Annotated in this window: 14 protein-coding genes and 1 pseudogene; 7 read left to right on the top strand and 8 right to left on the bottom strand. The window is 71.3% G+C overall.

The genetic code is table 11. The features are described 5' to 3' along the window. The first annotated feature begins 172 nt into the window (after positions 1-172). Entirely contained in the window at positions 173-1,036 is an 864-nt protein-coding gene (locus EDF33_RS16825) for a nuclease-related domain-containing protein (RefSeq protein ID WP_132100624.1), read from the top strand. Positions 1,037-1,085: 49 nt separating this feature from the next. Here the strand turns inward: EDF33_RS16825 and EDF33_RS16820 are convergent, their stop codons facing one another. The 4 genes from EDF33_RS16820 to EDF33_RS16805 form a co-directional block, all read right to left on the bottom strand. After that, on the bottom strand, positions 1,086-1,502 hold the full coding sequence (locus EDF33_RS16820) for an SseB family protein (protein ID WP_165918851.1): 417 nt from the start codon (positions 1,500-1,502) through the stop codon (positions 1,086-1,088). Positions 1,503-1,606: 104 nt separating this feature from the next. Next, positions 1,607-2,410: an SDR family oxidoreductase gene (locus EDF33_RS16815; RefSeq protein WP_132100622.1), complete on the bottom strand. Its 804-nt coding sequence runs from the start codon at positions 2,408-2,410 to the stop codon at positions 1,607-1,609. A gap of 77 nt (positions 2,411-2,487) precedes the next feature. Continuing rightward, positions 2,488-3,153 carry a GPP34 family phosphoprotein gene (locus tag EDF33_RS16810; protein ID WP_165918850.1) on the bottom strand — a complete coding sequence of 222 codons (666 nt, stop codon included), beginning with the start codon at positions 3,151-3,153 and terminating at the stop codon, positions 2,488-2,490. 76 nt (positions 3,154-3,229) lie between these two features. Further along, the gene (locus EDF33_RS16805; RefSeq protein WP_207906714.1) at positions 3,230-4,135 is read right to left on the bottom strand and encodes an HNH endonuclease family protein; all 906 of its coding nucleotides are present in this window, start codon (positions 4,133-4,135) and stop codon (positions 3,230-3,232) included. Between the two features lie 74 nt (positions 4,136-4,209). Here EDF33_RS16805 and EDF33_RS16800 point away from each other — a divergent pair, with 74 nt between their 5' ends. Continuing rightward, positions 4,210-4,989, top strand: coding sequence for an aldo/keto reductase (locus EDF33_RS16800; RefSeq protein ID WP_207906713.1), 780 nt, complete (start codon positions 4,210-4,212; stop codon positions 4,987-4,989). Between the two features lie 96 nt (positions 4,990-5,085). Here EDF33_RS16800 and EDF33_RS16795 read toward each other — a convergent pair whose 3' ends face one another. Continuing rightward, positions 5,086-8,532 carry a DEAD/DEAH box helicase gene (locus EDF33_RS16795; protein ID WP_132100620.1) on the bottom strand — a complete coding sequence of 1,149 codons (3,447 nt, stop codon included), beginning with the start codon at positions 8,530-8,532 and terminating at the stop codon, positions 5,086-5,088. A 127-nt stretch (positions 8,533-8,659) separates the two neighbouring features. Between EDF33_RS16795 and EDF33_RS16790 the strand changes: the two genes are divergently transcribed. Continuing rightward, positions 8,660-8,857, top strand: coding sequence for a hypothetical protein (locus EDF33_RS16790; protein ID WP_123292404.1), 198 nt, complete (start codon positions 8,660-8,662; stop codon positions 8,855-8,857). Between the two features lie 12 nt (positions 8,858-8,869). On the opposite strand, the gene EDF33_RS16785 is transcribed toward EDF33_RS16790, so the two are convergent. After that, positions 8,870-10,297, bottom strand: coding sequence for an amino acid permease (locus EDF33_RS16785; protein ID WP_123292405.1), 1,428 nt, complete (start codon positions 10,295-10,297; stop codon positions 8,870-8,872). Positions 10,298-10,517: 220 nt separating this feature from the next. On the opposite strand from EDF33_RS16785, the gene EDF33_RS16780 reads away from it, so the two are divergent. Beyond that, the gene (locus EDF33_RS16780) at positions 10,518-11,009 is read left to right on the top strand and encodes a DUF427 domain-containing protein (RefSeq protein WP_132100619.1); all 492 of its coding nucleotides are present in this window, start codon (positions 10,518-10,520) and stop codon (positions 11,007-11,009) included. Between the two features lie 6 nt (positions 11,010-11,015). On the opposite strand, the gene EDF33_RS16775 is transcribed toward EDF33_RS16780, so the two are convergent. Continuing rightward, positions 11,016-11,351, bottom strand: coding sequence for a hypothetical protein (locus tag EDF33_RS16775; protein WP_132100618.1), 336 nt, complete (start codon positions 11,349-11,351; stop codon positions 11,016-11,018). A gap of 76 nt (positions 11,352-11,427) precedes the next feature. Between EDF33_RS16775 and EDF33_RS16770 the strand changes: the two genes are divergently transcribed. The 3 genes and pseudogenes from EDF33_RS16770 to EDF33_RS16760 all read left to right on the top strand — a co-directional run bounded on the left by EDF33_RS16770 (position 11,428) and on the right by EDF33_RS16760 (position 13,024). Beyond that, entirely contained in the window at positions 11,428-11,808 is a 381-nt protein-coding gene (locus EDF33_RS16770) for a hypothetical protein (RefSeq protein ID WP_123292408.1), read from the top strand. Then, positions 11,775-12,293, top strand: a pseudogene (locus EDF33_RS20600) (DUF6264 family protein); the annotation flags it as partial. The gene EDF33_RS16770 and the pseudogene EDF33_RS20600, both read left to right, overlap by 34 nt. 293 nt (positions 12,294-12,586) lie before the next feature. Next, positions 12,587-13,024 carry a hypothetical protein gene (locus tag EDF33_RS16760; protein WP_123292410.1) on the top strand — a complete coding sequence of 146 codons (438 nt, stop codon included), beginning with the start codon at positions 12,587-12,589 and terminating at the stop codon, positions 13,022-13,024. Positions 13,025-13,052: 28 nt separating this feature from the next. Here the strand turns inward: EDF33_RS16760 and EDF33_RS16755 are convergent, their stop codons facing one another. After that, complete coding sequence (locus tag EDF33_RS16755; protein WP_123340324.1) at positions 13,053-13,673, bottom strand: hypothetical protein; 621 nt, start codon at positions 13,671-13,673, stop codon at positions 13,053-13,055. Between the last annotated feature and the right edge of the window lie 190 nt (positions 13,674-13,863).

The following is a 13,863-nucleotide window of genomic DNA, read 5'->3' as shown; positions in this document are numbered from 1 at the left end:
GCTCGGTGGCGGAGCCCGGCGTGCTGCCAGGCGAGTGACGGTCCTGGTTCAGGAAGTCCGGCGATCGTGAACCAGAACCGTCAGCGTGCCAGAGCGCCGAGCCGCACCGCCGCGGCTGTGACGCCAGAACGAGGGCTGGTCCCGACACCTGTCGTCCTGGGACGGTGGACACATGGGGGAGAACACCGCTGTCGCCGACCACCGCCCGACTCCGAGGGGCGGGGCCGCGCTGACGCTCCGTGCACGGAAGCCCGGGTACGCGGTCATGCAGGAGTGCCTGGCCATCCAGGCCGAGGGGCCGGCGCGAACCGGCTGGCAGCGCTTCTGGGGGCACGACCCGCTTCGTGACGAAGCCCGCTCGTGGTTCAAGGGCGCTGTGGGAGAACGGCAGGTCGCTGCCCAGCTCGATGCGCTCGGCTCCGAGTTCACGGTGCTGCACGCGGTACCGGTCGGGAAGAGCACGACGGACATCGACCACGTCGTCGTCGGACCCACCGGCGTGTTCTCGATCAACACGAAGAACCATTCCGGGCAGAAGGTCTGGGCGGGCGGCCGAACCCTGATGGTCAACGGGCAACGCACCCCGCACGTGCACCGCGCTCTCGCCGAAGGCGAACGAGCGACTCGCCTGTTGTCCGCGGCGGCCGGCGGACCGATCACGGTGCAGCCCGTCCTGGTCGTCGTAGCGGCTTCGCTGAAGTTCGGGAAGACGGCCCCGGCTGTCGTGACGGTCGATCCGCAACAGATCGGCGCCTGGATCAGGGATCTGCCGCGAGTCCACTCCGACGAAGCCGTCCGGTTCCTGTCGATGCTGGCCGAGGAACGCGGGACCTGGCACGTCGACGCTGTCGTGGTGAACGACACCCTTCGCCACGTCCAGCGGTTCGAACGGCTCGAGCGGGAGATCGGCCAGGCGGCGCGGCGGAAGCGGATGATGCGTCGCGCCGTCGCGGTCGCCGTACTTGCAGTCCCGGCAGGAGCGTTGCTGGGCTACTGGTGGGCGATCGCCGGTGCCGCCCTGACCGCGAGCAGCTGAGAGCAGCGGCGGACCTACCCGGCGTACTCGACTGGTACGACCGTTCGATTCAGCCGTCGCTGGTCGGGACGCCACCCTGCATTCGCACCCGCATCTGGGCGAGGACGTCGGCGTGCAGGAAGTTCGCTTCGGCCGCACTGGTGGGGTCGACCACGATGCCGAACTCCTCGGGCAGGGCGGTCACGAGCTCGGACATCGGAACCGGACGCCCCTCGGCCTCGGGCAGGCCAGCGGCGAGTTCGGCGGGGTCGGTGAAGACGGGCACGAACGGCTTGTCACGGATCATGACGTGGGCGACGCTACCCGCCTCCGGACCGCCCGCCGGCTTCCAGGGGACCCACGCCGCGCTGCGCAGGAAGCCCCCGGGCGAGGCTGCCATCCGGCGGCGGAGTTCGGCGGCCGCGGTGGGCGGGGTCTTGTCGACGCCTCGGCCGAAGGCGGATCCGTTCGTCTCGTCGTTGCTCACGCCGACCATGCTGTCACGCTGGGCGGACACGGCGGGGCCGAGCCGGGCCTCCAGGTCGTCACCCGGCGCACGAGGAGGTGCGCCGGGCGTCGGACCGGTGCGGCTCAGTACGCGGCCGACTGCCCGCCGTCGATCGGGACGACCGTCGCGTTGACGTAGGACGCGTCGTCGGACAGCAGGAACGCGACGACGGCGGCGATCTCGGGGGCTTCGCCGTAGCGCTTCGTCGGGTTGACCTGGATGAACTCCTCGGCGGCCTTGCGGGGGTTCTCCGCATCGAGCTGCTTCATCGAGTTCTCGACCATCGGCGTCCAGATGGCTCCGGGGGCGATGGCGTTGATGCGGATGCCGTAGCGGCCGTACTCGACGGCGGAGTTGCGGGTCAGGCCGACGACGCCGTGCTTGGCGGCGGCGTACCCGGACTGGTTGCCGATGCCGCGGATGCCGCCGACGCTCGCGGTGTTCACGACCATGCCGGAGCCCTGCTCGCGCATGACCTTGAGCACCTTCTCGAGTCCGAGGAACACGCCACGCAGGTTGATCGACACGACCTTGTCGAACTCGGCGGCGGTGAACGACTCGGTGGGGTTCTGCTTGCCCTCGATGCCGGCGTTGTTGAAGAAGCCGTCGATGCGGCCGAAGCGCTCGATGGTGGCTGCGACGTAGGCGTCGACCTGGGCCTCGTCGGAGACGTCGGCGACGGTGGTCAGGACCTGGGCGTCGGGGGTGGCCTCGAGCACGGCGGCCTTCGAGGACTCGAGTCCCTGCTCGGAGACGTCGACGAGGGAGAGCGCAGCGCCCTCGGCTGCCAGGCGGACGGCGGTTGCACGTCCGAGGCCGGAGCCGCCGCCGGTGATGAGGACGACGCGGTCGGCGAAGCGGGACGTGCTGGTGGTGGTTTCGGGCATGGGGAGGCCTCCTGAAGTCTTCGACGATGAATTCTCTTTAGGCTACACCTGTCGTTTTGCAGGGTGTGCTGGCGACGTCAGCTCGTGATGACCGTGGTCGTCGTCGCGGTGGTTGCCGCCATGATGACGATCATCGCCGCGGCCTGGATCTCCTCGAGCGCGGCCTTCACCGCGGGGCTCGCCCAGGTGCCCGAGGTGATCTCCTTCACCAGTCCCTTGTCGACCGCGCCGAACTGCTTGCGGAGCGTGTTCGTCGCGTCGAGCAGCCCGATGACCGCAGCGGAGAACGGTGTCGGGGTCGCCCGCCGAGCCAGGACGTCCGCGATGCCCGATCGCAGCAGCGCCTCCGGCGCTCCGTCGCGCTCCGGGTGCTTCGTGGTGGGGAAGAGCCCGAGCACCTTGCCCTGCTCGACGCAGATGATCTCTCGCTCGACGAGTCCGGCGAAGACGTCGTCGCGGAGCCGCTGCTTCCCGAGCCGGCTCACCCACCACTTCGCCTTGCGCGGCGCGCCGGACGCCGCGATCGAGCCGACGACACCGTCGAGCACCGGGTCGCCCGTGGCGGCGCCGTCGACGACGGTGACCAGGCCGTTCTGCAGCGAGACGGCACCGCGGAGCGCGAGGTCGGCGAGGACCGCTCCCGCGAGTCCGGTGTCCAGCGTCTGCCCGTCGAGGGACTTGCGGCCGTCGGGTTCGACCTGGAGGAGCGCGAACGCCTGCGGAACTGTGAGTTGCTCAGCCATGTCAGCAGCCTGCCACGCGGGGCGGAGGTGCGCCGGGCCTCCCGGTCGACACTCAGCGGCGGCAGACCGCCCGACGTCAGCAGGTGCCGAGCACCCGCTCCATCGCATCGCGCTCGGCGGGCGCGACCCACAGTCGGTACTCGGCCTTCACGGACACCTGGTGCTCGATGTAGGTGCAGCGGAAGGCCTTGTTCGCGGGCAGCCAGGTCGCGGCGTCGCCCGAGCGCTTCTGCGAGTTCGACCGGCCGTCGACGGCGAACAGGTTCGACGGGTCGTTCGCCAGGGCCTCCCGCTCCGACTGGCTGAGCTGCTGGGCACCGGTGCGCCAGGCGTTCTCGAGCGCGACGACGTGGTCGATCTGCACGAGGGTCGAGGTCGTGTTGCCGCGCACGAAGTCGATCGTCGCCCCGGTGTACGGCGAGACGAGCGTGCCGGTCACCACCTTGCACGGCCCCTGCCGCACGATGCCGCTGAGGTCGCGCGCGAGCACGTCGTTCCGGGTGTCGCAGCCGTTGTGGTCGACGTCGATCCACGCGCTGCCGAACTCGCCCGTGCGGTCGTACCCGGTGCCGGCGGCCTTGCCCTTGACGGGCAGCGTGGCGAGGAGCGCGCGGGCGTCCGCAGCGTCGGTGTCGGTCGACGTGCTGACGGTCGGATCCGTCGGATCCGTCGGATCCGTCGGACCCGTCGGACTGGAGGCCCGGCTCGGCTCCGGTGCGTCGCTCTCGGTGCCGACCGTGGCCGTGGCGACCGCCGTTGGCCCGGCTGCGGCGTCGGCGTCCGGTCCGAGGACGCCGGTGGCGTCGAGCGCGTAGCCACCGACCGCGAGGGCCAGGACGACGAGGACTGAGGTGAGGCTGATGCGGGTGCGGCGGCGTCGGCGGGACGTCATGGGTGCGTGGAACTCCTGGTGGTGCGGCGGTGCAGCGGTGCGGTGGTGCAGTGGTGCGATGGGACCGGCCGGGGTGGCCTCGACGATCATGCCGGAGACCTCGGACACGGCTGCGGACCGCCACGCTCTGAACGGCCGAACGGCCACGGCGTAGACAGGTCCGCATGACCGATTACGCGAATCCGTCCGTGTCCGTCACCGGTGGGTCGATGCCGCTCCTGGGCTTCGGCACCTGGCAGATCCCCGACGGCGAGGCCCCCGCCGCCGTCGGCGAAGCACTGGCGGCCGGGTACCGCCACATCGACACCGCCACCGGCTACAGCAACCAGCGTGGCGTCGGCAAGTCCCTCGCCGAGTCCGGACTCGCCCGCGACGACGTGTTCGTGACGACGAAGCTGCCGCCGGACAACGCCGACCGGGTGCGCGAGACGATCGAGGAGAGCCTCGACCAGCTCGGCCTCGACCACCTGGACCTCTGGCTCGTGCACTGGCCGCCGAACGGCGAGGCCCGCCCGGACGTGTGGGAGCAGGTCGTCCAGGCACAGTCCGACGGACTGACCCGAGCCGTGGGTGTGAGCAACTACTCGCTCGACCAGATCGACGAGCTCGTCACCGCGACCGGCACGACCCCGGCCGTGAACCAGATCAAGTGGAGCCCGGTCGAGTACGACAAGACGATCGCTGACGGGCTGTCCGAGCGCGGGGTCGTGCTCGAGGGCTACAGCCCCTTCAAGGCGAGCAACCTGCAGGACCCGACGCTGCTCGACATCGCCACCGCGCACGACGCCGACAGCGCCCAGGTCATCGTCGCGTGGCACGTCGCGCACGGCTTCGTCGTCATCCCGAAGTCGTCGAACCCGGAGCGCATCCGGTCGAACGCTGCCGGCGCCCGCATCGAGCTGTCGGCGGACGAGGTTACGGCGATCGACGCGCTCGCACGCTGACGCGCCCGCCCGCCCGCCCGCCGACGCTCGCGCCCGCTGACACCCGCGCCCGCGCCCGCGCCCGCGCTCGCCTGACGCGCAACCGCGCACTGCGCGTCAGGCGAGCAGCGAGCGGATGTCGTCGGCGGTCAGGTCGTCGGCGAACAGGGCGTCATCGTCGATCATCGTGGCGAACAGCTCGGCCTTGCGCGCGGCGAGGGCCAGGACCTTCTCCTCGATGGTGTCCTCGGCGATGAAGCGCTGCACGCTCACCGACCGGGTCTGCCCGATGCGGTGGGTGCGGTCGACGGCCTGGGACTCGGCGGCGGGGTTCCACCACGGGTCGAGCACGAACACGGTGTCGGCCTCGGTCAGGGTGAGCCCGAAGCCGCCGGCCTTCAGCGAGATGAGGAACGCGGGCGCGGTGCCCTGCCGGAAGCGCTCGATCACCTGTGGGCGTTTGCGCGTCGAGCCGTCGAGGTACTCGTAGCCGACGCCCCGTTCGTCGAGGGCATCGGACACCATCCGCAGGAACGACGTGAACTGGCTGAACACCAGGGCGCGTCGGCCCTCGGCCGCGAGCTGCTCGAGCTCGTCGAGCAGCAGGTCGAGCTTGGCGGACGGGATCGGCGTCGACGGCGACAGGGGCGAGTCCGACCCGCTCGAGACCAACGCCGGCGACAGCGCGAGCATCCGCAGCAGCGTCAGCGACCGGAACACGATCATCCGGTTCTTCGACAGGTCGTCGATCAGGTCGAGGACCTTCAGTCGCTCGCGGTTGAGCGTGCGCTCGTACAACTCGCGGTGCGCTGGGTCGAGCGTGACGCGGACGACCTGTTCCTGCTTCGGCGGGAGGTCGGCGGCAACGGCCTGCTTCGTCCGGCGGAGCATGAGCGGCCGGATCCGCCGCCGGAGCTTCGCGGTGAGCTGCTGGCGCGCTTCGCCCCGGAGTTCGGGGGAGGCGAGCGGCTTCACGTAGTCGTCGCCGAACCGGGTCCAGGTGGACAGCAGCCCGGGCGCGACGATGTGGAACAGCGCCCACAGGTCGGTCAGCCCGTTCTCGAGCGGCGTGCCGGTGATCGCGAACTTCACGGGTGCCTGCAGCTCGGACGCCACCCGGTGGGTCTGCGACTGCGGGTTCTTCACGAACTGCGCCTCGTCGAGCACGAGCGCCGACCACGGCAGGTCGGTCCACGCCTGCGAGTCGAGCCGGAGCAGCGCGTACGAGGTGACGACGACGTCGGCCTGCGAGGCCGTGCGGGCGACGAGACCGGGGTCCTTCAGCGACGTCGAGGTGACGGCCGCCACCCGCAGCGACGGCGTGAACTTCGCCGCCTCGGCCACCCAGTTGCCGACGACCGAGGTCGGCGCGACGACGAGGAACGGCGGCCCGTCGGGTTCGGCGGCACGACGGGCAGCGACCATCGCGAGCACCTGCAGGGTCTTGCCGAGGCCCATGTCGTCGGCGAGCACCCCGCCGATGCCGTGCGCCGCCAGGAACGACAGCCAGGCGAACCCGGCGTGCTGGTACGGTCGCAGCTCGGCGTGCACGGTGTCCGGCACCGGGACGTCACCCGGGGGAGTCGCCCCCATGAGTCCAGCGGTGATCGCCTGCCAGCGTTCGTCGTGCGAGGTCTCGTCGGCGAGCAGGTCGAACTCGGTCCACAGCCCGGCCTGCAGCGGCGTCACCTGGATCGGCTGGTCGGGCTCCCACTCGTCGAGGTCGCGGGCCTCGTCGATGAGTTCCTTGAGCCGGTCGAACGCGGGGTCGGCGAGCGACAGGTACGAGTTGTCAACGAGCTTCAGCCGCCGCTGCCGACCGGCCAGGGCGGTGAGCAGCGGGGTGAACGGGATCTGCTTGCCGTTCACGCTCACGATGATGCCGAGGTCGAACCAGTCGTGCTTGTCCGACGGCATCGTCGTGACGCGGATGTGCGGCCGCCCGCTCAACCGCTCGTAGTCGAGGCGCTCACCCTGCACCACCGTGCGGACGCCGAGCGCCGGCAACTCGGGCAGGAACTCGTTCGCGAACACCGCGACGTCGGCCCCGTCGATGGTGCCGTCCTGGAACCAGTCCAGTCCGCCACCGGGTCCGGCAGGGCGGACGGGAGGCTCGCCAGACGTCGCGTCGTCGGCTGGCGCTGTCGACGTGGCGGGTTCCAGGGCCGCGGGCACGTCGGCGTCGGCGGTCGCCGCCTCGGTGCCGGCCGGAACGTCGGTGCTGGCTGGATCGTCCGCGGCGCGGAGCCCGGACAGGTCGGGGAGCGGGCCGTGCAGTGACACCGGGTCCTTGCGGCCGTCGACGTGCCAGCGCCAGTGCAGGTGCACCCGGTCGTCGGTGCGGGGTGCCCTGGCCGGCTCGAACGTCGCCGTCAGCACGAGTTCGGGCGGGGTGCGCTCGGGCAGCTCGACCGAGCCGTCGGAGCTGACGAGCCCGAGGGCACCGCGCAGCCGGGGCGACCAGTCGGCCAGGAACTCGTCGACCTCGGCCGTCGGGACCGTGATGCGGGTGCCCTCGAGGAGCATGCGCCGTTGGTCCTCGGGCACGGGCGCCGGGGTCGGTGCGAGTCCGACGGTGAACTCCGGGCTCTCGCGGAACACGTACACGCCGTGGTCGCCGACCATCCGTGCCGCACCGGGGACGACCGGGCGGCCGTCGAGCACCGCGCTCGCGCCGATCACCACGGCGTCGTCGTGCCGGGCGACACCGGGCCGAGAGACATCGAGCAGCACCTGGGCCTGCTCGCCGAGGACCACTCCGCCCTCGCGCTTGCCGGTCACGAAGGCGATGTCGAGCCCCGACGCCTGCCGGAGCAACGGCCAGAGCAGCGGGCTGCGGAAGTCGTCGAGGTGCAGCCAGTCGCTCTCGCCGGGCAACCCCGCGAGCTGACCCGCACGGTGCAGGGCCGCGAGCTGCATGAACCACCCGTGCTGCTCGGCGCCGAGGCCCAGGCGGTTCTGCGAGTAGGGGAGCGTGCCCCAGGTGAGCTGCCCGCGCACCCAGTTGCCGGCGTCGCTCCGGGTCACGGGCCGGACCCCGAGCCGGACCGTGCGGGACGGCGCCGGTAGGGCTCGGCCGGCGGCCCGGGCGCGGGCCGCGAGGGCGGCGGGGACCGCGTCACGCAACTCGAACTGCAGACCCATCCGGGTGCCCTGCGGGGTGACCGCCTGCTCGTCGTCACCGGCGAGGCGGGCGAGGTCGTGCCTCCAGTCCGAGGGCGGCGGAGCCGGCGCTTCCGGACGCGGGCCGGCGTTGGCGGCCAGGGCACGGGCGTTGATGGTGAGCAGTGCGGCGGCGACGTGCTTGCAGTCGCCGCCGAGGGGGCAGCTGCACGAGCTGCGGACCGGGCGGATGAAGTCGCCGCGCGCCACGGTCATGTCGATGCGGCACTCGTACGGGTCGTCGGCGGTGCCGGAGACGGTCGCCGTGACGGTGCCGTCGTCGGCATTCCAGACGGCATCGTCGACCAGACCGGCACGCACGACGTCGCGCGCGCGACCGAAGGTCTGCGGCCCGACGAAACGGATGACGTCGACGGCGTCGATCATCGGGGCTGCTGGCACGGGTCAATCGTGCCAGGTGCCACCGACGCGCGGAGCCGCCGACCCGAACGGCACACATCGAGCAGGGCTACCGTCTGCGTGGGCGGGCGACGACTGCTCGCCGCTCTCCACTCGATTGGACACGCTCATGCCGGACCGCTTGCGGTGGGTGCACGACTCCGCAGACCACTGGAACGTGTGGCTCGGCTCCGAGGTCGTCTGCGACGTCACCCGGACGGACCAGTTCACGGTGGACTCGCCGGACCACTCGATCAACGGGGCGCACTCCTCGCTCGAGAGCGCTGCGGCGCAGGTGCAGGGCTGGGTGCGCTGGAGCGGACGCTAGGGCGCCTGCTCGCTACGGCTTCGTCGCGTCGGTCGGCTCGCCGGCCGCCAACTTGCTGTGCTTGCGGGAGTAGCCGAAGTACACGCCCAGGCCGATCGCGAACCAGACCGCGAACCGCACCCACGTCTCCCACTGCAGGAACGTCACGAGCCACAGCGACGCGATGACGCCGATGATCGGGATGACGGGCATGAACGGCAGCCGGAACTGACGGTCGAGGTCGGGCTGGCGGTAGCGGAGCACGATCACCGCGGAGCAGACCACCACGAACGCGAGCAGGATCCCGATGTTCGTGAGCTCGGCGACGACGCCGATCGGCAGGACGCCCGCCAGGATCGCCGACGCGATGCCGAGGATCCACGTGACGCGGGTCGGGACGTGGCGCTTCGGGTCGGTCTTCGAGAACCACTTCGGCATCAGACCATCGCGGCTCATCGAGAACCAGACGCGGCTGGCGCCGAGCATGAACGTGACGAGCACCGTGACGATGCCGACGATGGCGCCGATCGCGATGACGTTCGCGACACCACCGAGGCCGACCGATGCGAACGCCGACGAGAAGCCCGAGGCCGGGTCGATGTCGGTGTACTTCTGCATTCCGGTCAGCACCAGGGTCGCCAGCACGTACAGGACCATCGAGATGCCGAGCGACAGCAGGATCGCCTTCGGCATGTGCTTGCGGGCATCGACGGACTCCTCGGCCGCGGTGGACATGGCGTCGTAGCCGAACACCGCGAAGAACACCGTCGCGGCACCGGTCATCACGCCACCGAAGCCGAACGGGAAGTACGGGGAGTAGTTCGCGCTGTTGATGTGGAACACGCCGAGCACGACGATGAGCACGACGAGCGCGACCTTGATGCCGACGGCGACGAACTCGAACCGGGCGGCACTGCGGATGCCGCGGGTGAGCACGAACGCGGTGACCAGGCACAGGATGATCGCGAAGACGTCGATCACGTGGCCGTCGCCGGTGCCGGGCGCGCCGAGCATCCACGCGGGCAGGTCGATGCCGAACTGGCCGACCAGGAACCCGACGTAGCCGGAGATGCCGATCGCGACCACCGCCACGATCGCGGTGTACTCGAGCAGCAGGTCCCACCCGATGAACCACCCGACGATCTCGCCGAGGACCGCGTAGCCGTACGTGTACGCACTGCCGGCCTTCGGGATGAGGCCGGCGAACTCGGCGTACGACAACGCTGCGGCGGCACTCGCGACGCCGGCGACCAGGAAGCTGATGAGGACCGCGGGACCGGCGACGCCGTTCGCCACGGTGCCGGCGAGGGTGAAGATCCCCGCACCGATGATGCCGCCGATGCCGATCGCGGTGAGCTGCCAGAGGCCGAGGTGCCGTTTCAGGCCACCCTCGGCTCCGGTGTCGTCATCGATCGTCTCGATGGGCTTCCGTCGGAAGAGCGTGCGTGTCGTCGTCGTCACCCGCCCATGGTGCACCTCGCGGCGGCTCCGCGCGCGGGCGGCGGGCGGGCGGCGGGCCTGGCCGAGACTCGGGCTGCGCGACAGTCCTCGCGCCGCCGGGCCCGTGAGGTGTCGCTCAGCCCGAGACTCGGGGCTACCCGGCCGAGACTCGGGGCCACCCGGCCGAGACTCGGGCCCGCCCGCCAGCGCGACCGCAGCCGTGCGGCGTAGACAGGACCCCATGCGCCATCCCACACGGATCGAACCCGGCCCCGGACAGGAATCGGTCTGGGACTACCCCCGCCCGCCCGCCGTCGAGCCCGTCACCGCCCGCGTCGTCGTCCGGTTCGGCGGCACCGTCGTGGCCGACACGACCGATGCGGTGCGGGTCCTCGAGACCTCGCACCCGCCGGTGTACTACCTGCCGATGGCCGACCTCGACCTCCGCCCCGCCCAGGGGTCGAGCATGTGCGAGTTCAAGGGCCGGGCGCGGTACTTCGACGTGGTCGGCGGGGACGGCACCGTCGCGAGCCGCGCCGCGTGGAACTACCCGACGCCCGAGCCGGGGTACGAGTCGCTCCGGGACCGCGTCGCGATCTACCCGTCGGCGATGGACGCGTGCGAGGTCGGCGGCGAGGTCGTGCAGTCGCAGGACGGCGACTTCTACGGTGGCTGGATCACGTCGGACGTCGTCGGCCCGTTCAAGGGTGCGCCCGGCACGCTCGGCTGGTGACCCGCGTCAGCGGTTCGCGTAGGGCGACCAGAACGGCGGCGGGAACGCGCCGGCGGTCGCGATGACGAGCAGCTGCCAGACGATCATGGCCAGCCCGGCCGCGCCGATCACGATGCCGATCCACGCCCACACCTGCACCGCCCGGCGACGGCGACCGGCGATGACGATCGCCCGCCAGCCGCTCAGCACGCAGACGACGCCGAACGCCGCACCCAGCAGGACGTGCCGGACCGTGCCCTGCGCCGGCACGATGATGCCGAGGTAGAACGCGACCGGGCCGAGCAGCACGGCGAAGGTCGCCGGGGCTGCTGGCGGTTCGTGGTCCCGAGAGGGTGCTCCCATACGTCTGAATGTACCGAGCCGGTCGGGTTCCGTACACGTGCGAGCACCGTCGCCCGGGAGCAGGCACGATGGAGGCATGCGTTCCTTCCTCCGCGTCCTGCTCGGCCTGGCGCTCGTGTTCGCCGGCACGAGTCACCTCACCTTCGCGCGCAAGGAGTTCACGGCCCAGGTTCCGGAGTTCGTGCCGCTCTCCGAGGACGCCACCGTGCTGGCCTCGGGTGTCGCCGAGATCACCCTCGGTTCGGCGCTCGTGCTCGCGCCGAAGCCGGCCCGGCGCTTCGTCGGCTCCGTCGCTGCGCTGTTCTTCACGGTGATCTTCCCGGGCAACCTGTCGCAGTGGGTCAACCGCCGCGACGCGTTCGGCCTGGACACCGACGAGAAGCGCGTCGCGCGCCTCTTCGGGCAGCCGCTGCTCATCGCCGCGGCCCTCTGGTCCACGCGCGGCCGGCGGTCCTGATGGACGCGCCCGCCCGGTCGTCCGGTCCGGCCGACGCCGGTTCGGTTCCCGGGTCCGGGCCGGAGTCGGTTCCGGGGGCGCGTCTCGATCCGCTCGGGTCGGCTCCGGCACGGTTCGGACGGGAGGCCCGCCACCCCCTGGCAGGGCGCCGCCGCGTCGCGGACATGGTCGCCTCCATCGCCCTGCTCGTGGTGCTCACGCTCGAAGCGTTGGCAGCGGGGTGGGGCATCAAGCTCATGTCGTTGGCGTTCGTGTCGTGCGCTGCCCCGGGGAACACCTGCAACGTGGGGCTCGGGGACTCGGTCGTGACGGTCGGGCCGATCCTGATCGCGCTGGTGCTGGTCGCCTCGATCGTGGTGTGCATCCTGCGGCTGGTGCGGCGTCGGCTGGCGTGGCCGGTCGTGCTCGTCGGGATGGCCGCCGTCGTCGCGGTGTTCTTCGCGGCGCTCTTGCTCATCGAGAGCTCGGTGACGCACGGCATCTGAGGGGTGCTGCCGTCCCGAGGTTCCGAAATCTCGGCATGTCGGCGCCCTGTTCGTCGAGGTCTGGAACCTCGGCGATCAGCGTGCGGCAGGTCGTGGAACCTCGCCGAGCCGGTCGGGTTCGGACTGGAGGCCCGTCCAGCGTCCTTCTCGCGCTGGTCGAACCCGTGCACCGCGACGACCGCGGGGGCGTCGGGATCGCCGAAGTTCCTCCACAGGTGGTTGCGGCGGCGAGGTTGTCCACAGATGCGCACGGTGGCCGTCTGTGGGCGGGCCGGGTTCGCGACGCTGGAGTCATGCCTGACACCGACACCCTCGACCGCCTGATCCGAACCCCTGTCCGTACCGACGACGACGTCGTCCAACTCGTCGCCGCCCTGGTCGACCGCCCGGTGCGCCGGCAGTGCTGGGTGGTGTTCCTCGACGAGCTCGGGATGTCGATCCCGTTCCTGCTGCCCATCGCCGACCTGCCCTACCAACCGGACGAGCACGTCAGCGACTTCGCGTCGTTGATCTCCGAGATCGTCGGACAGCTCGGCGCGGTCGACGTCGTCCTCGCGTGGGAGCGGCCCGGTGTCGACCGCGTGCACCCGGTCGACTGGGAGTGGGTCGACGCGTGCGCCTGCGCCCTCGACGAGCACGCGATCCGGCTGAGGGCGCAGGTCATCGTCCACGACGGCGGTGCTGCGATGGTCGAACTCGACGAGCACGACCAGGACCAGGACGTCGCGTGACCGGCTGGCACGGCGGTCTCGTGCCCGGTCAGCCCTGCGGGGCGGTGTCCGGCACGGTCTCGCCTGTAAGGCCCTCGACGACGGCCTTCGCCGCGGGCCAGGACTTCGCGTAGTGCTCGGGGTCCGAGTTGATCTGCACCGCGTGCGCCATCTGCGTCGGCGTCATCGTCTTCCAACCGGGGACCTTGACGAGCTTCGCGTAGAACATCGACGCCGCCGTGTACGGGTCCATCCGCTGCTCGTACGTGCCCCAGGCGCCGTTGTCGCGCTGCTGGAACAGTCCGCGGCTGTCCGGCCCCGCGGCGTCGCCGTGGTCCAGGTTCACCAGACTCGACTCGCCGATCGCCGTCATGACCCCGACGGCCTGGGTGTGCGGCCCGATGCCGACCGCCTTCGCGGCCTGGATCACGGACGCGGCGTTCACCAGGCGGTCCTGGCAGAAGCCCGCGATGGGGCCGGCGGGGACGACCATGCCGCCGACGGTCTTCGAGGCGACCTTCGGGCACGTGGGGGTGGCGTCGGCGGCGCTGGACTTCGCGATGCCGGCGATCGAGTTGACCGCGATCACGACGAGCACCACGACCCCGATCCCGACGACCACGATGCCGGCGCCGAACACCGACGCGAGCGTGATGCCGACACGGCGCATGACGGGACCTCTCGACGGACGGGGCGGGGCAGGCGGAGCACGACGAGCGTACGGGCGCCGCCTGGGAACCGCACCCGCCCGATCGGGGGCCGCTGTGACGCACTGACGGTCCTGGTGCGCCGAACACGGGGTTCGTGCACCAGGACCGTCAGCCCCGACGTCAGCGTCGGCGTCGGCGCGACCTGCTTCG

The organism is Curtobacterium sp. PhB146 (genome assembly GCF_004342995.1).
Classification (GTDB): Bacteria; Actinomycetota; Actinomycetes; order Actinomycetales; family Microbacteriaceae; genus Curtobacterium.
Note: the sequence above shows the minus strand (reverse complement) of the source record. Positions and strands in the feature narration are given on the sequence as shown.